The sequence below is a fragment of the Actinoalloteichus hoggarensis genome (assembly GCF_002234535.1).
GTDB lineage: Bacteria > Actinomycetota > Actinomycetes > Mycobacteriales > Pseudonocardiaceae > Actinoalloteichus_A > Actinoalloteichus_A hoggarensis.
In genome coordinates this window covers 1,779,390-1,803,178 of record NZ_CP022521.1, presented here as the reverse complement: position 1 = coordinate 1,803,178, position 23,789 = coordinate 1,779,390, and the positions used below count along the sequence as shown (strand labels likewise).

Here is a 23,789-nt window from a genome sequence, read left to right as displayed (position 1 = left end):
ACGATCCGACGCCCCTCGGGGCGATCCGGCCCGCGACGGCCGGATCGCCCCGAGAATCGGCACCGCCCGGATCAGCGGACCTCGCCGGTGTGCACCTCCAGCGCGGCCCGCACCGCCGACTCCAGTGCACCTTCGATCCACGCGGGCTTGACGGAGGTGTGGTCACCTGCGAAGTGCAGCGGCCCCTCCGGTGCCCGCACCCCGGCCTGCAGTCTGCTGAGCTGACCCGCGGTGAGCACGGCGGCCTCGCCGAACGCATAGCGATTGCGCAGCCAGCTCTGTGTCCGGCCCGCGCCGGTGTAGAAGACCTCGATGCGGTTGCCGTGCACCGCCGTCATGCCCCGCAGTGCGTAGGCGTAGCGCTCGTCGTCCTCCATCGAATCCCAGCGGGCGGCGTCGTCGGCCCAGACGTAGGCGGCGAGGACGACGCCGCCCGGGCTGCCCTCGATCGGATGCGAGGGGTAGTACATGAAGCGGTTCGGGTTGTCGGTCGCCGAGCCGCCGCCGAAGACGTGGTCAGCCGGTCGGGTCGCCTGCTCGTCCGACTGACGATGACGAGCGTAGAACTCCTTCTGTCGTTCCGGGATCGCCTCGGCGTCCACCGAGCGCGCCGCGCCGAGCCATCGCGTGGTGTCGGAGACCTCGGCGGTTCGGGACTGATAACGCCGGTACAGGCCCGGACTGATCGCGTCCAGTTCACGCCGCCAGTCGTCCTCGGTGAACTCCCACCAGCGCCTGCTGAACTCGAGCAGCACCTTGGTGGCGGAGTCGTAGTGGATCTCGATGACGGCGCGGCGCTTCGGATAGGACATCAGCGGCTCGACCTGAACGTGTCGCAGGCTCGACAACGGCAGCGTGACGATGGCGACGTCGGCGGTGAAGGACTCCCGCTCCGGCAGGATGTCGCCCGCCTCGGTCTCGTCGCCGCCGGTCTCGGTCGTGGTCTCCACCCAGACCGCCGGGCCGTCCGGTCCGACGTTGTCGGTGGCCGATTCGGGTCGATCCGGGTCGTAGTACTCGATGCGCACCGCCCGCCGGTTCATCCGGATCTCGTCCACGAGGCCGGTGCGCAACGCCTCCGGCAGCTGCCAGCTGCCGCCGTCGAGCTCCCAGTACGTCGCCGAGGGACTGATCAGGGCGAGCCCTCGGAAACTGTGCACCAGGGACAGCGGCAGCCGCGAGGTGACGTTCTGCAGGGTGCCGATCGCGTCGACGGTCGCGTCGCTCAGTCCCGCCTCCTCCCGCAGATACCGATCCATGCTGTGTCCGTCGAAGTCGTAGATCAATCGGGCCCAGCCCTCGACCTGCTCGGCGATGGGGCGGTCGACCCGGACGCCGTCCGGCCCGACGTCGGAGTAGTAGTCGCGGAGCGGGTCCACCGCGGCGTCGAGCAGCGCGCCCGCCGTCCGAGCCAGGTCGGACTCGGGCACGCCGAATCCGCCGTTGATCGCGCGGGGGTCGGCGGCGTATTCGGAGCGACGAACCTGGACGCCGTTGGCGTCGAGCCAGGTGTTCGAGGCGGCGTCCGGCGCGCGGAAGTCGGTGTTCGCGGGCCCTCGTCGCCACACCTCGCCGGTGTGGGAGCGGTACACGACGGCAGGCACCGGGGCGTTCTGGTTGCCAGTGCCCGGCACGACGTCGACGTTGAAGAACAGGCGCCGGTGCAGGCCGAGGCGGTCGGCGAGCGCCAGGGTGAGCGGGTGGAAGTCGGGCAGGCGCATCGCGCCTGCCTCGGCGTACTGCCGTGGATCGCGGAAGGGCGCGCCGCCGCCGTCGGCGGCCGTTCGGAAGGTCTTGATCCGGCCGCCGACGCGGTCGGCGTTCGCCTCCAGGATCGTCACCCGATGGCCTGCCTGTTTGAGCAGCGTCGCGGCGGCCAGCCCCGCGATGCCCGCGCCCAGGATCAGGACGTTCTTCGGCGAGGTCGTCCTCGGCAGCCCGTCGTCGATGAGGATCTTGAGGTACTCGAGCTTGAGATCCTCGTCGTCCGGCCCCACCACCAGCAGGTCTCGTGCGACCTGAAGGCAGCGGGCCCACTTCTCCGGATCGTCGGGAGGCGGCTGGAGCGGCGCCGTCGACACGTTGGAGGCGTGGCCGGGCGGCGATGCGGCAGCCGGGATGCCTGCCATCACGCCGAGGGCGGGTACGGCGCCTGCCACGCCCGCCGCCTTCAGGAAGGATCGGCGGCCCACGGCGTCGCCCGGCCGTCGTGCATTGCCCATGAGGTCTCCTTGCGGCTCATGGTGTGTGATCGTCGATCACGAGGTCACCGTTCAAGGTCATCGGATCGTGTGGACCCTGAGTGCACCACCATCGCTCGTTCGCCAGCCTTCTTAGCTGAATCAGGTGGTGCCGTGATCGCGCTCCGCAGCGCTCACGGTGCCACTGGCAGCGACACGCCGACGACCATCCCTCCATCGGGGATCGCCTCCACCGTCACCCGTCCGCCATGAGCGCCGACGGCGGCCCGCACGATCGACAGGCCGAGTCCCGCGCCCGACTGTGCCGTCCGACCGGTGCCGCCTCGGCTGAACGGCTCCAACAACTCCGCCACCCGTTCCGGTGAGACGACCGGCCCGGAGGCCGCGACCGTCAGCCGGGCGTTCTCGGCGTCGCTGTCGGCGTGCACCTCGATCCATCCCTCGTCGACGTTGTGTCGGACGGCGTTCTCCAAGAGGTTGCCCGCGACACGCTCCAGCAGGGCGGGGTCACCCATCACCAGCACCGGCTCGGTATGCATCGCGATCCGCAGCCCCCGCGACTCGGCCTCGGCGCGTGCCGATCGCCAGGCGCTCGCCACCACCACCGCCAGATCGACCGGTTCGCGGACGGCGAGGCCGACGGCATCGGTCTTGGCCAGCAGCAGCAACGCCTCCACCAACTGCGCGGCTCGCCGAGTGGCGTCCTGGACGACCCCGGCCATCCGGCGCAGCTCGGCGATGTCGGCATCACGGTCGGCCAGCGTGACGTCGAGCTCCGTCCTGATGACGGCGAGCGGGGTGCGGAGCTCATGGCTCGCATTGGCCACGAACCTGCGCTGCGAGTCGAACGCGGCCTCCAGCCTGGCGAGCATCTCGTCGAAGGTGTCGGCGAGTTCGGCCACCTCGTCGCGAGCGCCCTCGAAGTCGATCCGTTCGCCGAGCGACTCCGCGGACAACCGCCGGGCCGTCGAGGTGACGCGATGCAACGGCGACAGCACCCGTCCCGTGATCGACCAGGCCAGGATCAGCACCGCCAGGACGACGCACAGGAAAGCCACCGCACCGATCTCGAGAACCTGAGCTCTGGCGTTGTCCCGCAGGATCGCGGCCAGCCTCGTCGCCTCGACGTCGACGCCGTCGACCAGGACGAAGGTGCCGGGAGGGAACTGCGGCACCTCGGCGAGCACCTCGCCGACCAGCAGCCAGCCCAGCCAGAGCAGGATGCCGCTGACCGCCGCGACGAGCCCGGTCGCCAGCAGGGTGATGCGCGTGCGAAGTCCGAGTCCCCGCCTCCGGACCGCGCGCCTCACCGCCGCAGCGGCCCGGGATCCGCCGGCGTGTCCGGCCCGGCGCTCTTCTCACCGGCGGCACTGGGCACCCGATATCCCGAGCCCACCACCGTCTCGATCACGCCGGGATCGCCGAGCTTCTTTCGCAGGGTCATCACCGTCACGCGCACGGTGGTGGTGAACGGGTCGGCGTTCTCGTCCCACACCCGTTCCAGCAGCTCCTCGCTGCTGACCACCGAGCCGCCCGCCGACAGCAGGACCTCGAGGACGCCGAACTCCTTGCGGGTGAGCTCGATCTGTCTTCCCGAACGGGTGACGTTGCGCGAGGACGGGTCCAGTTCCAGGTCTTCGGCGACGAGCACCGGCGGCGCGGCGGGCGTCGACCGACGGCCGAGGGCGCGGATTCGCGCCACGAGCTCGGCGAAGGCGAAAGGCTTGGCCAGATAGTCGTCGGCACCCAGCGACAGCCCTGCGACACGGTCCTCCACCGCGCCACTGGCGGTGAGCATGATCACTCGAGTGATCGCGCCGGATTGCAGGATCTCGCGGCACAAGGCATCGCCGGACATGCCCGGCAGGTCTCGATCGAGGACCACGACGTCATAACGAGTGATGGCGGCCTTCTCATGGCCCGACTCGCCGTCGTAGGCGGTGTCCACCGCCATTCCTTCTCTCCGTAAACCCCTGGCGATCGCGTCGGCCAGTGGCTGTTCGTCCTCAACGACCAGAATCCGCACGGTCCAACCGTGCCATACGAACCTGAGAAAGAGCTGTCGATCCCGCGATGACGTGGACCCAGGCGGCGATCATGACGACCTCGGCCCGCGCCGACGCGGGTGCTCCGCGAGGCCCCGAGGCCGTGGTGACCGTGGAACCTGCCACGACTCGAGATCGATCGACGGCTGCGATCCGCCCGGCGCCCGACGGTCACGCGCCCTCCGAGGGCGCTCACCCGCTGTGAACGGGGGTAGGTCACCGAGGCCGAGGGCTGGGACGGCGTGCTCCCGCACGGCACGTCTTCCCGCCACGGCCGCTGAGGCCGCACCACCTGCGGTCGGTGGTGCGGCCTCAGCGGTGAGCCGCGGCAGTCCGCGGGCTCAGAGTTCGCGGGTGGCGACCGGGGACACCGCGGCGTCGGCGGCACCGATCCGGTCGGCGGCCCACTCGGTGATCCGACGAGCGATGTCCTGAGCGGTCAGACCCAGTTCCGCCAAGACCTCCGAGCGCGATCCATGATCGAGGAACCGCTGTGGGATGCCGAGGTCGCGGAGCGGAACGTCGAGGTCCGCGTCGCGCAGCGCCGCGGCGAGCGCCCATCCCACACCTCCGTGTCGCCCACCGTCCTCGACCGTCACGACGAGCCGGTGCCCGCGCGACAACTCGACCAGCTCCGGCGGTATCGGCGTCACCCACCTCGGGTCCACCACCGTGACGCCGATGCCCTGATCGGCCAGCCTGCGAGCCACGTCGACACCCAGCGTCCCGAAGGCGCCCACCGCGACGAGCAGCACGTCCGAGCGGGGCGTGCTCGCGGTGGCGGGCTCGTCGACGGGTGCCTCGTCGACGGAAGCGGATTCGGCCGCGTCGTCGGCAACAGGCTCGTAGAGCACGTCCACCGAGCCGTGCCGCCGCAGCGCCGCCACCTCGTCGATCACCGCGCCCTTGGAGTAGCGGACCACCGTGGGCCCGTCGGAGACCTCGACGGCCTCGTTGAGCTCCTCACGCAGGGTCACGGCGTCTCGGGGAGCGGCGACCCGAATGCCGGGGATCATGCCGAGCATCGACATGTCCCACATCCCGTTGTGGCTCGCACCGTCGCTGCCGGTGACCCCGGCCCGGTCGAGCACCACCGTCACCGGCTGGCGGTGCAGCGCCACGTCCATCAGCAGCTGATCGAAGGCTCGGTTGAGGAACGTGGCATACACGGCGACCACGGGATGCTGCCCGCCCATCGCGAGACCTGCCGCCGAGGTCAGCGCGTGCTGCTCGGCGATGCCGACGTCGAAGCAGCGCTGCGGGAAGGCGGCGGCGAACCGATCCAGGCCTGTCGGACCGAGCATCGCCGCGGTGATCGCGACGATGTCGGACCGTCGACCGCCGATCTTCACCAGCTCGTCGGCGAAGACAGAGGTCCAGCTGGTGCCCGCGGAGGTGGACGTCGGCTCGCCGGTGACCGGGTCGATCGCACCCGTGGAGTGCATCTGGTCGGCCTCGTCGTTCTCGGCAGGCGCGAACCCGTTGCCCTTGCGCGTGACCGCGTGCACGATCACCGGCCCGCCGAAGGCCTTGGCCCGCCGCAGCGCGGCGTCCATGGCGCCCAGATCATGCCCGTCCACGGGCCCGAGGTACTTCAACCCGAGGTCCTCGAACATCACCTGGGGGCTGATGGCGTCCTTGAGTCCGCGCTTCGCGGCGTGCAGCCCCGCGTACAGCGGTCCGCCCACCATCGGGATGCTCTGCAGGGTGCGTCTGCCGCTCTCCAGGGCCCGCTCGTAGCCGGGTCGAAGCCGCAACGACGAGAGATGCTCGGCGAATCCGCCGATGGTCGGCGAGTAGGACCGGCCGTTGTCGTTGACGACGATGACGAGCGAACGCCGCTGACCCGCCGCGATGTTGTTCAACGCCTCCCAGCACATCCCGCCGGTCAGCGCGCCGTCGCCGACCACGGCGACGACGTGCCGCCGAGCGCCGCCGAGTTGGAACGCCTTCGCGAGTCCGTCGGCGTAGGACAGCGCCGTGGAGGCGTGGCTGTTCTCGACCAGGTCGTGTTCGCTCTCGGCCCTGGAGGGATAGCCGGAGAGCCCGTCGCGAAGTCGAAGTCGATCGAAGCCCGCCTGTCTACCGGTGAGGATCTTGTGCACGTACGCCTGATGACCGGTGTCGAACACCACCTTGTCGTGCGGCGAATCGAAGACGCGGTGCACCGACATCGTCAGTTCGACCACGCCCAGGTTCGGCCCCAGGTGACCACCGGTGCGAGACACCTTGGTCACGAGGAAGTTCCGAATCTCCTCGGCCAGCTGCTGCAGCTCGCCGAGTTCCATTCGTTTGAGGTCGGCCGGGCCGTGCACGGACTCCAGCAGTGTCACCACTCCACCTCGCTTCGATACCGGTCGCCCACGGTGCGGGCAGCCGCGTCCTCAGGTCCGCTCTGTGACCATGCGGCGCGGGACAGTCTACGGACCGGTAACTATCCCGGCTCTCACGGCCGTTCACCCAATGGGCTCGACGGGTCGCACTCCGTCGCGATAAAAGACGTCTTCACACGCGCCAAGGTTGCCCTGATCGTGGAGTCCATCCACGAATGTCGGCGTTCTCGATCACTCAGGCGTCGCTGTCCGCGTCCCCGCCCACGGCGGCCGAGCAGACGGCGGAGCACCGAGGAGCCGGGCCGAGACCCGACTCCTCTCGACGGCCGCGGTCCGGTGCCGGACCGGTTCGGACCGTTGACGATCGAACGCCCCCCCGACGGTTCGGCACGCCGACAGGGCCTGCCCTCCACTCAGCCTGCCTGCGCCTGCCCCGGCTCCAACAGCACGATGCACTCGACATGGTGCGTCATGGGGAAGGCGTCGAACGCCCGCAGCCGCCGCAGCCGATAATCCGCCTCGGCGAACAGGCCCACGTCCCTGGCCATGGCCGCCGGATCACAGGCCACGAGGATCACCCGGTCGGGCCGGGCATCGGTGATCGCGCTGATCACCGCGCGCCCCGCTCCCTTGCGCGGCGGGTCGAGCACCACGACGTCCGGCCGCCGACCGATGCCGCCCGCCCCCGAGGATTCGACCGGACCCGCCAGCTCGGACACCAGCTTCTCCACCCGGCCTGCGTGGAACCGCACCTGCGGCAGATCGGCCAAGGCGTGCATTCCGTCACGCACCGCCCGGCGGGACGACTCCACCGCCTCCACCACGCCGGTGGGCCCCACCTGCTCGGCGAGCACCGAGGCGAACAGCCCGGCCCCGCCGTAGAGATCCCACGCGGTGCCGCCCGTCGGAGCGTCGGCCCACTCACGCACGACAGCCGCGAAGGCATCGGCCGCCGCAGGATGGACCTGCCAGAAGCCGTGCGCCGCGATCCGCCATTCGCGCCCCGCCGCCCGTTGTACCGCCGTGCCGCCGATGAGCTGGCGGCCGGCTCCACGTCGGCCCGGCGAGCCGGGACCCGGCTCGGCCAGATGAACCCGGCCCAGCGAGTCGCTGGTGACCTCCAGCTCCGACCGTGCCCGCCATCGCCGGTTCAGCACGTCGTCGAGTGAGCCGGGAACGGATATCGGGCAGTCCTCCAGCGGCACCACGCGGTGACTGCGATGCGCCCGCAGCCCCGGTCGGCCGCGATCGTCGACGGCCAGCCGGACGCGACTACGCCAGCCGAGCGGACCGCCGGGCAGTTCCTCCACGGTCACCGCCAGGTCGACGGCGGCGATACGCCGAAGCTGTTCGGCGACGATCCGCGCCTTCAGTTCACGTTGGGCCGCAGGGTCGACATGCTGCCAGTCGCAACCCCCGCAGCCGCCGGGACGCGCCGCGGGGCAGGGCGGCTCGACGCGGTCGACCGAGGGCTGTCGGACCTCGACCGCATCGGCCCGGCAGAAGCTGCCGCCGTTGTCCTCGGTGACCACCACCACGACCTTCTCACCCGGCAGTGCGTGTCGCACGAAGACCACCCGGCCCTCGTGCCGAGCGACGCAGAAGCCCCCGTGACCCGGATTGCCGACCTCGACCTCGAAGCGGCGGCCGGTCCAGTCGACCTTCACGGCGGCATCCTCGGACTCCCGTTCGTCCCGCGCACCGCGCGAGCCGAGGCCGTCCGGACCCGCGGGACGCCTCCCGGTGACCTCGGGAGACGTCGCGGCCCCGGTCTCCGTGCCGCTCGTGGCGCCCGCACGGTGCTCGGGAACGGAGGAGGACGGGGTCGCGGCGCCAGGCGACTCGGCGGAGAGCGTCATCGGGCGTCCCGCCGATCGTGATCGGCCTCGGACACGTCCAGGCCTCGCCGGGCCGCACCCGCGGCGGACGTCTTCTGCTCGGCGATGCGCTGCGACGAGGCGAGCTGCCACGGGACGCTGGTCACCATGACGCCCGGCTCGAACAGGAGCCTGCCCTTCAGCCGCAGAGCGCTCTGATTGTGCAGGAGGTTCTCCCACCAGTGTCCGACGACGTACTCGGGGATGAACACCGTGACGACGTTGCGAGGGTTGTCGGTTCGAATTCGTTTCACGTAGTCGAGCACCGGTTTCGTGATCTCTCGGTAGGGGGACTCGACGACTTTCAACGGCACCTGGAAGTTCTCCTCTTGCCAACGGCGAGTCACGACGAGGGTATTGGCCTCGTCGACATTGACGGTAACCGCCTCCAGCACGTCGGGACGGGTGGCCCGTGCATAGGCGAGGGCACGCAACGTCGGCCGATGCAGTTGCGAGACCAGCACGATCGCGTGATTACGCGATGGCAGCACCGTGTCGCCCTCATGTTCGGCCAGCTCGGCGGCCACCCGGTCGTAGTGCCTGCGGATGGCCGTCATCAACAGGCACAGCACCGCCATGGCGGCGATGGCGATCCAGGCGCCGCGCAGGAACTTGGTCACGACCACCAGGATCAGCACGATCGACGTGGTGATCAGGCCCAGCATGTTCACCGCCTGCGAACGCCGCATCCGCCGCCGTGCCGCCGGGTCGGTCTCGGTGCGCAGCAGACCTCGCCAGTGCAGGATCATGCCGCTCTGGCTGAGCACGAAGGCCACGAAGACGCCCACGATGTAGAGGTGGATCAGGTCGGTGACCTCGGCGTCGAAGACGATGACCAGCAGGATCGCCGCCAAGGCCAGGAAGATGATGCCGTTGCTGAACGCGAGTCGATCACCTCGGGTGTGGAACTGCCTCGGCAGATAGCGTTCCTGCGCGAGGATCGATCCGAGTACCGGGAAGCCGTTGAAGGCGGTGTTCGCCGCCAGCACGAGGATCAAGCCGGTGACGGCGAGCAGGAAGTAGAAGGCGGGCGTGAAACCGTCGAAGACGGCCGCGGCGATCTGCGCCACCATCGTCCGCTGTTCGTAGCCCTCCGGTGCCCCGATGAGCTGCGTCGCGGGATTCTCCGCGACCTTGACGTCGGTCAGCCCGGCCAGCAGCAGCAGGCCCATGAACATGCTGACCGCCAGCGCCCCCATCATGATCAGCGTCAATGCCGCGTTGCGGCTCTTGGGTCTCCGGAAGGCGGGCACCCCGTTGCTGATCGCCTCGACCCCGGTGAGAGCGGCGCTGCCGGAGGAGAATGCCCGCAGCACGATCAGCAGCATCGCGGCGGCGGAGAGCGGCGCCGCGGGCTCGGCGAGATCGAAGCCCGCGCTCTCGGCCCGGATGTCGTCGCCTCGGAGTGCCCGAAACAGGCCGATGAGCACCATGCCCAGGACGGCGACGACGAAGGCGTAGGTCGGGATCGCGAAGAGCACGCCGGTCTCCCGGATGCCGCGCAGGTTCAACGCCGTGAGCACGACGATCGCCACGACGGCGAACTCGACCTTGTGGGCGGCGACGAACGGCACCGCCGACCCGATGTTGGCGGCGGCGGCGGAGATGGACACCGCCACCGTGAGGACGTAGTCGACCATCAGGGCGCTCGCCACGACCAGGCCCCAGCGCCTGCCGTGGTTCACGGCGGTGACGACGTAGTCTCCGCCGCCTGACGGATACGCGTAGATGTTCTGCCTGCTGCCGGCGATCACCGCCGCCATCACCACGACGACGGCCAGACCGATCCACGGTGTGAAGGCATAGGCCGAGAGCCCGGCCACCGACAGCATGAGCAGGATCTCCTCCGGCGCGTACGCCACACTCGACATCGGGTCGGAGGCGAAGACCGGGAGAGCGATCCGCTTGGGCAGCAGAGTGCGGGAGATCCGGTCACTGCGGAACGGGCGGCCGAGCAGGAGCCGTTTCGCCGCGGTCGCGAGCTTGGGCACGGGCTGAGCGTAGGCCGGAGGCGAACGAGACGGCCCGCCACAGGGACGAGACGACGAGATCATGCGCCGAGAGGCTGGCACGCAGGTCGGACGGGGTGTTCGCGTTCACGGCGACTTCACCTCCTCGGCGACGTGACCTGAACAGATCCTCGGCTCGGCGACCGCGTCGACCAGCCCGGCCGATCGAGCGGCGACCGTTCGGCGCCGAAACATTCCGGTGACGACCACGAAGACCCGCTCGGCTGGGAGCGCGACCTAGCCGGCGGTAGCGTTCCAGATCGAGATCGCAAGGGGGCAGCGGTGCATGTCGTGATCATGGGATGCGGACGGGTCGGCGCCTCGCTGGCCACCGCACTCGACCGGATGGGTCATACGGTCGCGGTGATCGATCAGGACGGCCGGGCCTTCCGCAGGCTGGGCAGCGGCTTCGGCGGCAGTCGGGTCGTCGGGGTCGGCTTCGACCGCTCCGTGCTCAGCGAGGCAGGCGTCGAACACGCTGCCGCCTTCGCCGCCGTCTCCAGCGGCGACAACTCGAACATCATCTCGGCTCGGGTGGCCAAGGAGACCTTCGGCGTCGAACACGTCGTCGCGCGAGTCTACGACGCCAAACGCGCGGCCGTCTTCGAGCGGATGGGCGTGCCCACGGTGGCCGTGGTGCCGTGGACCATCGACCGCTTCCTGCGCATGCTGCTGCCCGACGGCATCGCCACGGCCTGGCGTGATCCGTCCGGGACGGTGGCCGTGGTGGCGTTGCCGGTGCACGAGGGGTGGATCGGCACGCCGATCGCCGTACTGGAGCGCGCGGTCGGCGCCCGCGTCGCCTTCGTCATGCGCTTCGGCACCGGGGTGCTCCCCGACTCGCAGACCGTCGTGCAGGCGGACGATCAGGTCTACGTGGCGGCGCTGTCCGGCACCGTCACCGAGGTCGCCCAAGCCGCCGCGGCGCCACCGGAGGAGAACGACTGATGCGAGTCGCCATCGCAGGGGCGGGGGCGGTCGGCCGTTCCACCGCGGCCGAGCTCGTCGAGGCAGGCCATGAGGTGCTGCTCATCGAGCGGGACGCGGGGAACGTGCTGCGGACCGGTCTCGAACGGGCGAACTGGCTCATCGCCGACGCCTGCGAGCTGGCCTCGCTGGAGGAGGCACGACTGCAGGACTACCAGGTGGTCATCGCCGCGACCGGCGACGACAAGGCCAACCTGGTCGTGTCGTTGCTCGCCAAGACCGAGTTCGCCGTCGGGCGGGTCGTCGCAAGGGTCAACGATCCACGCAACGAATGGCTCTTCGACACGGGCTGGGGCGTGGACCGCGCGGTCTCCACGCCGCGCATCATGGCCGCGATGGTGGAGGAGGCCGTCGGCGTCGGCGACCTGGTCCGCCTGCTCACGCTGCGCACGGGTCAGACGAACCTGGTGGGCGTGACACTGCCGGGCGAGACCACGTTGGCAGGCAGGCCGGTGCGCACGCTGCGGCTGCCCGCCGATGCCGCGCTGGTCGCCATACTGCGGGGCGGCCGAGTCATCGCCCCGCGACAGGACGACCCCCTCGAACCCGGCGACGAGCTGCTGTTCGTGTCGACCGTGGACGTCGAGACGCGGCTCCAGGAGGCTCTGCGGCTCACACCGCCGGCGCAGGACACCGGCCACTGAGGACCGCCCCGCCGGCGGCCATCGCCTGTCTCCCCGGGGGGTGGACCCATGCCGAGGACGCCGGCCCCCACCGGAACCACCCGACCCGCCGCACGCGACAGCGCGGCAGGCCGTCGCCGAGGTGGCTACCGCTCCGCGGCTCCCCGACGGCCTGCGTCATCGCCGGGGCCCTGCGTCGCAGCCGGACCGTCGTCGGTAGCGGCGGGTGTCCGGTGGTCCGTCGCCTGCTGCGTGACCGTGGTCTGCTGGGCGGCCGCGGCCTCCAGGACACGACCGGAGCGCCGCACGGCCCAGATGGTGACCAGGACCGCGATCGCGGTGAGCGGCGTCCCCATCGCGATACGGGCGACGCCGAGCCAGCCCGTCTCGTCCGCGTCGTAAAGCTGGTTCTGCACGAGGTACCGCGCGATGAAGAAGACCGTCCAGACGATCGTGGCGATGTCGTAGGGCAACCGGGCCTTCGGCACCTTCCGCCAGGCGAAGCCGGAGCCGTTGAGCGCGGACCAGACCACGCCCACCAACGGCCACCGCACCAGGAGGGAGATGAGGAACGCACCGCCGTAGATCAGGCTCGCCCAGATGCCGAAGAGGAAGAATCCACGCGCCTCGCCCGTGCGGTACGCGATGAAGGCGCAGATCGCCACACCGAAGACCGCCGACACCGCGGGTTGGATCGTCTGCTTGCGGACGGCCCGCCAGACTCCGATCGCCACCGCCGAGCCGACCGCCGCCCAGATCGCAGGGGTCAGACTGGTGAGTGAGTTGATCAACACGAAGACGATGACCGGGATGACGGAGGCCAGCAGGCCGGGAATCCCGCCCATCTGCTCCAGCATCGTCGGGGCGGGCGGCTCCTCGCCCTGCTCGCCGCTCGCGTACGTCCTGCGTGCCCGGCCGTCGTCGCCGTGCGTGGTCTGAGTTCCGGGTTCCGTCATCCGCTCGTCTGCAACTCGTAGTAGGGGTTGTAGAGGACCTTCCGCCCGTCTCGCTCCGAGATCCGTCCCCAGGCGCGCAGGGTCCGACCTGGTTGGATGCCCGGAATACGGCGTCGACCCAGCCAGATCAGCGTCATGCCCTCCGTCCCGTCGAACAGTTCGGCCTCCACCGTGGGAGTCGTGGCCGCGGGACAGAGCGCCACCGACCTGAGCCTGCCGAGGACGGCAGCCTTCTCTCCCGAGGCGCAGTCGCCGACCTTACGACAACCGGACGCCGCCGACCGACGAGCGAGCTCGTCCGCGTCGAGCTGCTCCTCATCGGAGGTGAGACGCCGAATCAGACGACGCCAATAGCCGTCGTCCCGACTGCGAGTCATCGCACGCTCCAGGCCAGTAGAAGCGGACCGGCGTCCCGGTCCGCTTCTCAGCGTAACCACGAACCGGTGTGGAAAAGACCAGCGTGACTCATCCTGACGGATAAAACCAACCATCCAGTGCGATCAGCGTCCCGCCTGCCTACGTTGTGCGATTCCGGACTGTTGCTGGCTGATCTGAGTCTGCTGACTGCGCGCCGCCGCCTCCTGCTGGGCCTTGGCCTGTTCGAGATGGCGAGAGAGCTGCTCAGGCAGCGTGATCGGCAAGGGCGTCCGCACGGGCATGGGGTTGGTTCCGCGCACCACGATCGTGTCACGGACCACGTCGTACAAGACCCGTGCCAACTGCGGAGCGTGATCGCTCGGGCCGGTGGCGACGCCGCGCAGCAGCCAGCGAGGTCCGTCGACGCCGATGAAGCGCAGAGTCATCTTCGGCGAGGCCGCGATCAGCTCGGTGGACCACTCGCCCTGTTCCTTGCGGACCCGCGTGCCGTCCTTGCCCAGCTGCTCGGCCAGTTCGTTCTTCACCTCGCCCCACAGACCAGAGCTTCGCGGCGCGGCGAACGCGCTCACCGTGAGTCTGCCGACCCCCGTGACCAGATGCACCGCACGCACCGGCCCGGACGGATCGAGCTCCACCTGGAGCTGCGCCCCGCTGGGTACCGGAATCCGCACCGATCCGAGATCCAGCCTGCTCAACTTGTCGTTCGGCGCCTCGTGCTCGTCGAAGGGACCGGACTCGACGACGTCGAGATCCTCCTCCGCCGTCTCCTCCGCGCCTCGCCCCTGTCTGGACTCTCGACGGCGGCCCCAACCGAACATGTGTCAAACCTCCGTCTCTGGTCGGATGCCGGCAGGCCCCGACACGTCGAGCAGTGCATGCCCGCCCGTCGAGCCGTAACCGCCGGCGCCTCGTTCCGAGACAGGCAGTTCGGCCACGTCGGCGACCTCACGGAACACCGCGTGCTCCACTCGCTGCACCACCAGTTGCGCGATCCGATCCAGCCGCTGCAGCCGGATCGGATGCCGTGGGTCGTGATTGATCAGGCACACCCTGACCTCACCTCGATACCCGGAGTCAATGGTGCCAGGAGTGTTGACCACGCTGAGCCCGACACGAGCGGCGAGCCCGGAACGGGGATGAACGAATCCGACGAAACCGACAGGCAGGGCGATGGAGACTCCGGTGCCGACCACGATCCGCTCGCCCGGCGCCAACGACACGTCGCTGGTCGTCACCAGGTCGACCCCGGCATCGCCGGGTTGCGCGTATCGGGGGACGGGCACCTCGGGATCGAGTCTGGCCAACAACACCTCGACGGCAGCCACGAGCGGCGAGACTACTCTGGCCGCGTGACGGACAGCGCGGGTACGGCCCTCTCCGAGGTCGCGGCGACACGCGACCCCCACGACACGACGAAGACGCTCTTCCAGGAGCGGCTGAACGTGAGCTGGTGGGGGTGGCCGCTACCGCTGCTCGGAGCGGCGCTGCTCGCGATGCAGGTGCACATGGGCCATCCGGGGGTCCGAGCCTGGCTGCCGTACGCGATCCTCGTCCCGCTGGCCGTGCTCGGCATGGTCTGGCTGGGCCGCGTCCGCGTCGGGCTGGACGAGCGGACGCTCCGAGTCGGGCGCGCGCATCTGCCGCTGCGCTTCATCGGCGAGGTCGAGATCGTCACCAAGGAGCAGAAGCGCAAGGCGCTGGGCCCGGAGCTCGACCCGGCGGCGTTCGTCATGCACCGCGGCTGGGTCGGCCCGATGCTCTGGATCGAGCTGACCGATCCCGACGATCCGACGCCGTACTGGATGTTCAGCGTGCGGAACCCGGAGCGGCTGCGGACGCTGCTGCTGGCCCAGCAGGCGAAGGTCGGGGCGGAGGAGGACACCCCGCATGCCGCCGCCGTGCCCGCGTCACCTCGGTCGGGCGAGTCGGATGAGCCACGGTCGGGCGAGTCGCCCTCGGCTTAGAGACCCGAGGGCACCGGCGGGAGCAGCCGACCACGGCCTCGGGCAGACGAATACGGCACCGGAGTCCTGCCCCGGTGCCGCCGCCGTCCCGATCTTCTCTTCTTCCGTGCTTCTCTTCCTCTGTGGCAGCAGCCGTCCCGCACTCACCTGGGACGATCGCGCTCAGAACGCGCAGTCTCGGCAGACGTACTGGCCGTCCCGCTGGTCGGCGAGCCTGCTGCGGTGGTGTACGAGGAAGCACCGTGAACAGGTGAACTCGTCCGCCTGCTTCGGCAGCACCTTCACCGTGAGCTCTTCACCGGACAGGTCCGCGCCTGGCAGCTCGAAGTTCTCGGCGCTGTCCGACTCGTCGACGTCGACTACTGCGGACTGCGCTTCGTTACGCCGCTGCTTCAGCTCTTCGAGCGAGTCCTCGGCGAGCTCATCGGCCTCACTACGTCGTGGAGCGTCGTAGTCGGTCGCCATCGTGTTTCACCCCTGCGATCAACGGAGACATGTTTCATGTCGCTGGAGAACGTCCCAGCTCCCCAATTCGTGCCCACCTTCGTCAGTGACGGAGGTCTCGATCCACCCGATACGGGCGACATGGCGGCCGGAACCACTCCCGAACCACCGCGACGATCCCACGCTGCGGAATCGCCTCGCCACTCGTTGTCATCGAGCTCGTCATACCGGGACGTCGCTGCCCCTGCGGCGGGGCGAGGGTAGCCCACGGTGAGGCGGACCGCGCACCGGGTCACCCGACGGGCCGCGGACGATCGAGGCGGAGAGCGTCGCGGAGCACCGTGCACGTCCTCTACCAGCGCGTTCCCGCATGATGCCGACCTCAACAACGTGAGGGAGTCGCGCATTCCCGACACCCCCGCGGACCCAGGACACGATGTGAGCTCAAGGTCGACACGAACAGCCCCGCCGCAGGGCGCGCGCATTCGACAGGACATAGGCTTAGGACATTCCGAAGCCCGCCCGCCCCTGCGGCGGGCTCGCCTGAACGGGGAGGCCGGGAGACCGTGGCTGAGGGCAGCGCTGGTTCTGGTGGACGGGTGCCCAAGTACCGGCGACGGAGGCCGCTTCCCGCCTTGATCCTTCTCGCGGTCCTGGGCGTCCTGGCAGGCTATGTCTGGACCCAGGTCCTCGCCCAGGCCGACGACATCGAGGCGGCCACCCGGTGCAATCCGCCTGGGGAACAGGCCGCCGAGGACGACGCGGAGCCCGCACCGGAACTCGGCGAGGCACGTCCCAGGGAGGCACTGGACCAGACGGACCCGCTGCCACCGGAGCAGGTGCGCGTCACCGTCCTCAACGCCAGCGGCGCGCGCAATCAGGCGACACTCGTGGCGACGGAGCTGGCCGACTTCGGCTTCGCGCAGGAGAGCACGCCCGCGAACGACCCGGTCTACCCCGCGGAGGACATGGCCTGCTACGGCCAGATCCGCTACGGCCAGAACAGCATGGGCATGGCGCGCACCCTCAGCCTCGCGGTGCCCTGCGCCGAGTTGATCAACGACGGCCGCGAAGGCACGCATGTGGACCTGGCGGTCGGGGACCGCTTCACCGAGGTCAGCCCGAACACCCACACCCGAGAGATCTTCGACGCCCTCGCGAGCGCCCAGATGGAGCAGACCGGCGACGGGGGCGAGCAGCGCCAGGGCGACGGCGAGACGGTCGAGATCTCCGAGGAACTCCTCACCGCCGCGCGCGACGTGCACTGCTAGACGCGGATACCGCGCGATCCGGACGTGAGCACGCGTCTTCCGGGCTCACGGTCAGGGCCGTGCCGCAGGTCCCGCCGGCACGGTCGCGAACCCGCGCGCCCCCGTATCGGACCGCGCGCCGCCGTACTGCCGAACGCGGTCGGTCGCCCAACGCGGACGGGCGACCGACCGCCGGTTCCGACGGGCGGGCCGCACCGTCGCGGAGCCGCGGCAGCCGCGGGGTGCGTCGGCTGAGCGTCGAGCGGCACACTCGCCGGACACACCGTGTCCGCGTCCGGCCCGCCCGCGGCGGCAGGCGTCGCGCCCATCCCCGGAGTCGACGGAAGCCGCTGTTCGGACGCTCAGACCTCGGCGAAGCCCGCCTCGCCGACGGCCCGCCACAGCTGGTCGCCGATGCCGGGCGCGGCGGCGAACATGAGATCGGCGGGCATCCCGTCCGACGTCGCCTGCTCCACCGGCAGCCGGACGACCGCGCCCGCCTCCTCCGCTATCAACGCGCCCGCCGCCCAGTCCCACCGGTTCAGCCCGTGCTCGACGTATCCGTCCACCCAGCCCGCCGCGACGGCACACAGATCCAGCGACGCGGCGCCCGCACGCCGGATGTCCCGAACCCTCGGCAACAGCGCGGCGACCGCCCGCGCCTGCCGTTCCCGTCGTCGCACGGAGTACGCGAAGCCCGTGGCCACCAGCGACAGCTCGATCCGCGTCGCCGCCGACACGTGCAGCTCGACGCCGTCCAGCTCGGCGCCCTCCCCCAGTGCGGCGCTCCAGACCCGACCGGTCATGGGCTCGACGACCGCGCCCGCCACCGACCGCCCGTCCAGCTGAGCCGCGACGGAGACCCCGAACCAGGGATAGCCGTAGAGGTAGTTCACCGTGCCGTCGATGGGATCGAGGACCCAGCACAGCCGATCGGGCTCGGGAGCGTCGCCGCCCTCCTCCTCTCCGAGGATCGCGTCGGCGGGCCTGCGTCTACCGAGCTCGTCCCGCAGCAGTCGCTCGGCCGCCCGGTCGGCCTCGGTGACGACGTCGGTGCTGGTGCTCTTGGTCTCCACCCCGCCCGAGTAGACGCTCGGACCGCCGCGCAGACTCCGCGCCAACTCGGCGGCGCTGCCCGCCACCTCGATCGCGATGCGACGCAGCTCAGCCGGGCTCGCCGATGGAATCCGATGTTCGTCTTCTCCTTGATGTGCCACCCGCTCATCCGACCACACCGCGGCGACGACGGCGCCGGGCACGGCAGAGGCAGGCGGTCGGCCTGCGCCAACTGGCTCACCACGGACTCACCATCCTCAGGGAATATGTCCTAAGGTCTCCCCACCATTACTGAATCGAGAAGGAAGGACCTCGGGATGGGCGGCGCTACCCGCGGTTTCGGCATTGACATCGGCGGTTCCGGGATCAAGGGATGTCTGGTCGACCTGGAGGCGGGGTCTCTCGAGGGGGAACGGCTGCGTATCCCCACTCCACAGCCGTCCCGGCCCGAGGCGGTGGCCGATGTGGTCGCGGAGATCACCACGGCCTTCACGTGGGACGGGCCCGTCGGCGTCACACTGCCCTGCGTCATCTCCGACGGCATCGCACGCAGTGCGGCCAACGTCGACGAGGGCTGGATCGGCACCGACGCGAGAGCGCTGTTCGCGCAGCGGCTCGGCCGGTCCGTCGACGAGGTCGTGGTGCTCAACGACGCGGACGCGGCGGGAACCGCGGAGATGGCGACCGGCGCGGGGGTCGGCCAACGCGGTCTCGTGGTCGTGTTGACCTTCGGCACGGGCATCGGCAGCGCCATGTTCCTCGACGGCAGGCTCGTGCCGAACACGGAGTTCGGTCACCTGGAGGTCGACGGGTTCGACGCGGAGAAGCGGGCCGCGGCGTCGATCAAGGACGACGAGGACCTCACCTACGAGGAATGGGCCAAGCGCGTCGACCGCTACATCCAGGCCCTGGAGAAGGTGATCTGGCCGGATCTGATCATCGCGGGCGGGGGAGTCAGCAAGAAGGCGGCGCGTTGGCTGCCGCTTCTGGACGCGCGCACGCCGATCGTGGCGGCCCATCTGAAGAACGACGCGGGCATCGTCGGCGCCGCTTCGGCAGCCTGCAACGGCGACGTCTAGGCGGCCTACGACGCACTATGCGTCCGCTCGGGGGCTCGCGCCGAGTTCCCCAAGCCGGAGATGTCGTTACAATGGAACACGTGCCCGGCCAGTTGCCTCCAGTGAGCTGGCAGAACGGGTGATTCCCCCCGAACATCTGGCGGCCGAGGTTCGCGACCTGCGGCCTGCCGTGATCGATCGTCGCGAAAGGGCGTACGTGGCAGCCGCAGAAACCGCAACCCGACGCTCCAGCTCCGCCGCCGCAGGCGGCGCCAAGTCGACGACGGCCACGCCGGCGCAGGCGGCCGCGAAACTTGACGCCGACTCGGTCGCGAAGAAGCCGACCCCAGTCAGGAGGACCTCGACGACCAAGTCGGCGGGCGGGACTTCGAAGACCCCGGCGAAGAAGGCAGCGCCGGGGACGAAGAAGTCACCCGCAAGGACCACCACCACTCGGGCCAAGAAGGGCTCCGCCAAGAGCGAGGAGCCGAACGAGGGCATGGAGCTCGACGAGGCAGTCGAGCTCGACCCGGCGCCCGGCAGCGACGACCTGGCCGAGGTCGCGGCGGATCTCACCGACGACATCACCGAGGTCGAGGCCACCAGCGAAGAGGTGGCCAAGGCCAACAGCGGTGACTTCGTCTGGGACGAGGAGGAGTCCGAGGCCCTGCGTCAGGCACGCAAGGACGCGGAGCTCACCGCCTCGGCCGACTCGGTCCGTGCCTATCTGAAGCAGATCGGCAAGGTGGCGCTGCTCAACGCCGAAGAGGAGGTCGAACTCGCCAAGCGGATCGAGGCCGGTCTCTACGGCGCCGAGCGGCTGCGCAAGGCCGAGGAGGAGGACGAGAAGCTCTCCCCCCAGATGCGACGCGACCTGCGTTGGATCGTCCGGGACGGCGAGCGGGCGAAAAGCCATCTGTTGGAGGCCAACCTCCGGCTGGTCGTCAGCCTCGCCAAGCGCTACACCGGCCGAGGCATGGCATTCCTCGACCTCATCCAGGAGGGCAACCTCGGGCTGATCCGCGCCGTCGAGAAGTTCGACTACACCAAGGGCTACAAGTTCTCCACGTACGCCACCTGGTGGATTCGACAGGCGATCACGCGGGCGATGGCCGACCAGGCTCGCACCATCCGCATCCCGGTGCACATGGTCGAGGTCATCAACAAGCTGGGTCGCATCCAGCGGGAGCTGCTTCAGGACCTGGGCCGCGAGCCCACGCCCGAGGAGCTCGCCAAGGAGATGGACATCACGCCCGAGAAGGTGCTGGAGATCCAGCAGTACGCTCGGGAGCCGATCTCGCTGGACCAGACCATCGGCGACGAGGGCGACTCGCAGCTCGGTGACTTCATCGAGGACTCCGAGGCCGTGGTCGCGGTCGACGCGGTCTCGTTCACCCTGTTGCAGGATCAGCTCCAGTCCGTGCTGGCCACGCTGTCCGAGCGGGAGGCAGGCGTGGTGCGCCTGCGGTTCGGCCTGACCGACGGTCAGCCCCGCACCCTGGACGAGATCGGCCAGGTATACGGCGTCACCCGGGAACGCATCCGGCAGATCGAGTCGAAGACGATGTCGAAGCTTCGACACCCGTCCCGGTCGCAGGTGCTTCGCGACTACCTGGACTGATCGGACGGCACCGTCCCGGAACCACCGGGCAGGGCGAAAACGCGGCTCCGAGTCGGCTCTCGACTCGGAGCCGCGTCGCGTTCGCGGCCGCCTCCGTCGTCAGCGCCCGCTCGCCGACCAGCTGCCTCCCCGTCGGTGCCGCGTCGACTCCGGGCTTGGCGGGAAGCGCGGCGGGAAACGGCCCCTCTGCCGTGGGACGACGACAATCGGGTTTCGTGCGGAGGAGAGCCGGATGCGGCAGGTCGCCGTCGTCACCGGCGGCGGGCGGCGCATCGGCGAGGCGATCGCCACCGGATTCGGGGGCCTGCCGATCACCACGTCTGCGTTGTCACCAACCACCGCGACGAGCGCGGCGCCCTCGGCGTGGTGGCCGATATCAAGCGACACGGTCAGGCCGCGCGTGTGGTCCGCGTGGACACCTCGGCCGAGAACGACGTCGAACGGCTCTCCGACGACGCCACGGCGATGCTGGGCCCCGTCACCGGCCTCGTCGACGACGCAGGGGTAGCCGGTGTCGCCGGGCCGCTCGCCGAGCTGGAGGCCGCAGCCCTGCGACGGGGTGCTCGACGTCAACGTCGTGGGGTAGTGCTGTGCGCACGTCGGGCCGTGCGTGACATGTCACCGCGTCCGGAGGGAGCGGCGGGGCGACCGTGAACATCCTCGGCGGCTGCCGCACTCGGCAGCCCCGGCGAGTACGTCCACTACGCCGCGGCCGAGGCCGCCGTGGACTCCTTCATGGCGGACCTGCCTCACCACGGCGACGGCGGGAGGGCGGGTCAACGCGGTGGCTCCCGGGATCGTGGGCACCGAGATCCTGGCCGCCACCGTCGAACGGCTGTTCACAGCAGGCGCCTCCTACGTCACAGGCGCCGTTCCGCGGGTGTCCGCCAGGCCGCCGAACCCGGCGGCCCACAGGTGGCCGCCGGATACGGTCGCATCTCGTCCACGGGGCCGCCGACGTCTGCGACTTCGTCGACGAGCACTGCGGGCTCCGCTCGTCGGCCCCGTGCACGCCACGCTGGAGCCCCAGCGTGGCCAGCCGTGTCCCGCCGTACGCCAGGCAGCCCATGAAGGCTGCCGTGCGGAGTGCGGCGATGAGCAGCAGGGCACCGCGGGCGGCGGGCGGGCCTGTGATCGGCGAGCGGACGCCCCTGCCGTCGGCGTCCGATCGAGGATCCGCCGGTGCCGGCTGTAACCTGTTCTGACCTGCCGGTCTTGATCTCGAATCGGGGATGAGGACGCCACCAGGCACCACAAATCGACCGAGGGTGACGATTAGGTCACTCACGGTGATGAACCGTACAGGCGCTAGGCCATCCGGGAAGTGGCGACTGCTGCAACCGGGTGTTAAGACGTGATCCGGCTCGCCGCGACGCGCGGGAACACTGACGAGACGCCGAGCGTCTGTAAGAGTGGGTGGCAGCGAACACCACGGCTCGTCCACGACGAGCCCGCGGTGGACGCGGCAGGCCCGACGGCGTCGGAATCCCCGACCCGGGACGGAGGGAGAGGCAACATGACAGGAACGCTCACCCGCCCCGAGCTCACCGCTGCAGACCGCTGCGACCGCTGCGGGGCGGCAGCCCAAGTTCGCGCCGTCCTCCCCTCGGGTGGCGAGCTGCTCTTCTGCGGCCACCACGCGAGGGAGCATGAAACGCGTCTTCGTGAGCTGGCAGCCGACATCCAGGACGGCTGATACTCACTGTCGGACTCGAACGCTCCGGGCGGGCACCCACGACGGGTCCCGCCCGGACCTCTGTTCGGACCCTTTCGCTCAGCGGCCCGGACCGGTCGAGGGCCTCGAAAGACCGCGCGCCGCGCGATCTCAGCCTGCCGCGATGACCCGTTCGAAGGCGAGTTCGGCGGCGCCCAGCAGGCTGGCCTGGCCACCCAGCTGAGCCGGGCGAATACGCACCGACCTGGCGGCGGCTCGACCGACCAGGCTCCGGTCTCGAGCCCGCGATTCCACGTTCGTCACGAGATCGGGAGGCAGTTCGGCGAGCAGGCCGCCGAGCACGACGAGTTCCGGCGCCAACAGGTTCACGAGGTTGACGACCCCGACGCCGAGCCAGTTCGCGTACTCGCCGAGTCTCCGGTCCGTGTCCTCTCCCTCCGCGATCGCGCGGAGTTCCGTGACAAGGCGACGACGCGAGGCGTCCGAGGGCAGTCCGAGCGCCCGAGCAAGGGCCTGCTCCCCCACCTCGGTCTCCCAACAGCCTCGGCAGCCGCAGTAGCAGAGGCGCCCGCCGGGACGCAGGACCATGTGACCCACCTCGCCGACGTGGCCCGTCGAACCTCGCAGCGGAAGTCCGCCGGTGATCACTCCGCCGCCGACGCCGACGTCGGCGGACAGATAGACCACGTCGCCGACTCCCCGCGCCACGCCGCGGCGGTGCTCGGCGAGCGCGCCGAGATCTGCGTCGTTGCCGACCGCCACCGGGAGACCCAGCGCCGCACCGAGCCGCGCGCCGATGGGCACCTCGCTCCAGCGCAGGTTCGGAGCTTCGTGCACGAGGCCGTCCGCACCACGCACGATGCCCGGCACGGACACCGCCGCCTCGGCCGGTCGCAGCCCGCCGAGGCTGAGAGCCCCCGCCACGGCGGCCACCAGGTCGACGACCGCTCCCGGTTCGGTGTCCCCGCGCTGGGCACGACGATGCCTGCCGACCAGGATTCGACCGCCGAAGCCGACGACCGCGACGGTGATCCGCTCCACCGCGACGTCCACCGCCAGCACGCACAGTGACTCCGGGCGGGGCGAGACCAGCAGCGAGGGGCGACCCGCCGTGCCGTCGGGCGCCACCGCACGCTCGGTGACCAGTCCCGCCTCGGTCAGCCCGTCCACCAGCGCCTTGATGGTGCTGCGATTGAGACCCAGTTCGGCGGCCAACTCGGTGCGGCTGCCGGGACCGAGGGTGTGCAGTCTCCGCAACAGGGCGCTGCGATTGTGCCTGCGCACACCATCCGGCCGGGCTCCGAGTGCCATG

At 70.2% G+C, this 23,789-nt stretch carries 21 protein-coding genes; 8 read left to right on the top strand and 13 right to left on the bottom strand.

Annotated features, from left to right (window positions below; genetic code table 11):
• Window positions 1-71: 71 nt before the first annotated feature.
• From AHOG_RS08035 to AHOG_RS08010, 6 genes are all read right to left on the bottom strand, one after another.
• The gene (locus tag AHOG_RS08035; RefSeq protein WP_093940782.1) at window positions 72-2,222 is read right to left on the bottom strand and encodes a flavin monoamine oxidase family protein; all 2,151 of its coding nucleotides are present in this window, start codon (window positions 2,220-2,222) and stop codon (window positions 72-74) included.
• A gap of 152 nt (window positions 2,223-2,374) precedes the next feature.
• Window positions 2,375-3,511, bottom strand: coding sequence for a sensor histidine kinase (locus tag AHOG_RS08030; protein WP_093940781.1), 1,137 nt, complete (start codon window positions 3,509-3,511; stop codon window positions 2,375-2,377).
• Window positions 3,508-4,227, bottom strand: a complete 720-nt coding sequence (locus AHOG_RS08025; protein WP_093940780.1) for a response regulator transcription factor — start codon at window positions 4,225-4,227, stop codon at window positions 3,508-3,510. Before AHOG_RS08025 ends, AHOG_RS08030 begins: the two co-directional genes overlap by 4 nt.
• Window positions 4,228-4,587: 360 nt before the next feature.
• Entirely contained in the window at window positions 4,588-6,579 is a 1,992-nt protein-coding gene (dxs, locus tag AHOG_RS08020; RefSeq protein WP_093944268.1) for a 1-deoxy-D-xylulose-5-phosphate synthase, read from the bottom strand.
• A gap of 413 nt (window positions 6,580-6,992) precedes the next feature.
• Window positions 6,993-8,246: a class I SAM-dependent RNA methyltransferase gene (locus tag AHOG_RS08015; protein WP_093944267.1), complete on the bottom strand. Its 1,254-nt coding sequence runs from the start codon at window positions 8,244-8,246 to the stop codon at window positions 6,993-6,995.
• A 188-nt stretch (window positions 8,247-8,434) separates the two neighbouring features.
• On the bottom strand, window positions 8,435-10,447 hold the full coding sequence (locus tag AHOG_RS08010; protein WP_093940779.1) for an APC family permease: 2,013 nt from the start codon (window positions 10,445-10,447) through the stop codon (window positions 8,435-8,437).
• Window positions 10,448-10,747: 300 nt separating this feature from the next.
• On the opposite strand from AHOG_RS08010, the gene AHOG_RS08005 reads away from it, so the two are divergent.
• Window positions 10,748-11,413: a potassium channel family protein gene (locus AHOG_RS08005; protein WP_093940778.1), complete on the top strand. Its 666-nt coding sequence runs from the start codon at window positions 10,748-10,750 to the stop codon at window positions 11,411-11,413.
• Window positions 11,413-12,096, top strand: coding sequence for a potassium channel family protein (locus tag AHOG_RS08000; protein WP_093940777.1), 684 nt, complete (start codon window positions 11,413-11,415; stop codon window positions 12,094-12,096). Before AHOG_RS08005 ends, AHOG_RS08000 begins: the two co-directional genes overlap by 1 nt.
• A gap of 125 nt (window positions 12,097-12,221) precedes the next feature.
• Here the strand turns inward: AHOG_RS08000 and AHOG_RS07995 are convergent, their stop codons facing one another.
• The 4 genes from AHOG_RS07995 to dut form a co-directional block, all read right to left on the bottom strand.
• A complete protein-coding gene (locus AHOG_RS07995; protein ID WP_093940776.1) occupies window positions 12,222-13,031 on the bottom strand; it encodes a DUF3159 domain-containing protein in 810 nt (269 codons plus the stop codon).
• The gene (locus AHOG_RS07990) at window positions 13,028-13,408 is read right to left on the bottom strand and encodes an OB-fold nucleic acid binding domain-containing protein (protein ID WP_093940775.1); all 381 of its coding nucleotides are present in this window, start codon (window positions 13,406-13,408) and stop codon (window positions 13,028-13,030) included. Before AHOG_RS07990 ends, AHOG_RS07995 begins: the two co-directional genes overlap by 4 nt.
• 123 nt (window positions 13,409-13,531) lie before the next feature.
• On the bottom strand, window positions 13,532-14,227 hold the full coding sequence (locus AHOG_RS07985; protein WP_093940774.1) for a DUF3710 domain-containing protein: 696 nt from the start codon (window positions 14,225-14,227) through the stop codon (window positions 13,532-13,534).
• A 3-nt stretch (window positions 14,228-14,230) separates the two neighbouring features.
• Window positions 14,231-14,734 (bottom strand): dUTP diphosphatase, encoded by a 504-nt coding sequence (dut, locus tag AHOG_RS07980; protein WP_093940773.1) that lies wholly within the window; start codon window positions 14,732-14,734, stop codon window positions 14,231-14,233.
• 24 nt (window positions 14,735-14,758) lie between these two features.
• On the opposite strand from dut, the gene AHOG_RS07975 reads away from it, so the two are divergent.
• Window positions 14,759-15,373 (top strand): DUF3093 domain-containing protein, encoded by a 615-nt coding sequence (locus tag AHOG_RS07975; RefSeq protein ID WP_093940772.1) that lies wholly within the window; start codon window positions 14,759-14,761, stop codon window positions 15,371-15,373.
• A gap of 162 nt (window positions 15,374-15,535) precedes the next feature.
• Here the strand turns inward: AHOG_RS07975 and AHOG_RS07970 are convergent, their stop codons facing one another.
• A complete protein-coding gene (locus AHOG_RS07970) occupies window positions 15,536-15,838 on the bottom strand; it encodes a DUF4193 domain-containing protein (protein ID WP_093940771.1) in 303 nt (100 codons plus the stop codon).
• A gap of 545 nt (window positions 15,839-16,383) precedes the next feature.
• Here AHOG_RS07970 and cei point away from each other — a divergent pair.
• Window positions 16,384-17,088 carry an envelope integrity protein Cei gene (cei, locus tag AHOG_RS07965; protein ID WP_093940770.1) on the top strand — a complete coding sequence of 235 codons (705 nt, stop codon included), beginning with the start codon at window positions 16,384-16,386 and terminating at the stop codon, window positions 17,086-17,088.
• A gap of 341 nt (window positions 17,089-17,429) precedes the next feature.
• On the opposite strand, the gene AHOG_RS07960 is transcribed toward cei, so the two are convergent.
• A complete protein-coding gene (locus tag AHOG_RS07960; protein ID WP_245856624.1) occupies window positions 17,430-18,284 on the bottom strand; it encodes an inositol monophosphatase family protein in 855 nt (284 codons plus the stop codon).
• A gap of 156 nt (window positions 18,285-18,440) precedes the next feature.
• Here AHOG_RS07960 and ppgK point away from each other — a divergent pair, with 156 nt between their 5' ends.
• From ppgK to AHOG_RS07940, 4 genes are all read left to right on the top strand, one after another.
• A complete protein-coding gene (ppgK, locus tag AHOG_RS07955) occupies window positions 18,441-19,202 on the top strand; it encodes a polyphosphate--glucose phosphotransferase (RefSeq protein ID WP_093940769.1) in 762 nt (253 codons plus the stop codon).
• A gap of 169 nt (window positions 19,203-19,371) precedes the next feature.
• Window positions 19,372-20,802 (top strand): RNA polymerase sigma factor, encoded by a 1,431-nt coding sequence (locus AHOG_RS07950; RefSeq protein WP_093944265.1) that lies wholly within the window; start codon window positions 19,372-19,374, stop codon window positions 20,800-20,802.
• Window positions 20,803-21,168: 366 nt separating this feature from the next.
• A complete protein-coding gene (locus AHOG_RS30465) occupies window positions 21,169-21,456 on the top strand; it encodes an SDR family NAD(P)-dependent oxidoreductase (protein WP_245856623.1) in 288 nt (95 codons plus the stop codon).
• Between the two features lie 862 nt (window positions 21,457-22,318).
• Window positions 22,319-22,498 carry a DUF7455 domain-containing protein gene (locus tag AHOG_RS07940; protein ID WP_075739782.1) on the top strand — a complete coding sequence of 60 codons (180 nt, stop codon included), beginning with the start codon at window positions 22,319-22,321 and terminating at the stop codon, window positions 22,496-22,498.
• A 129-nt stretch (window positions 22,499-22,627) separates the two neighbouring features.
• On the opposite strand, the gene AHOG_RS07935 is transcribed toward AHOG_RS07940, so the two are convergent.
• Window positions 22,628-23,788 (bottom strand): ROK family transcriptional regulator, encoded by a 1,161-nt coding sequence (locus AHOG_RS07935; protein WP_093940768.1) that lies wholly within the window; start codon window positions 23,786-23,788, stop codon window positions 22,628-22,630.
• Window position 23,789 lies beyond the last annotated feature (1 nt).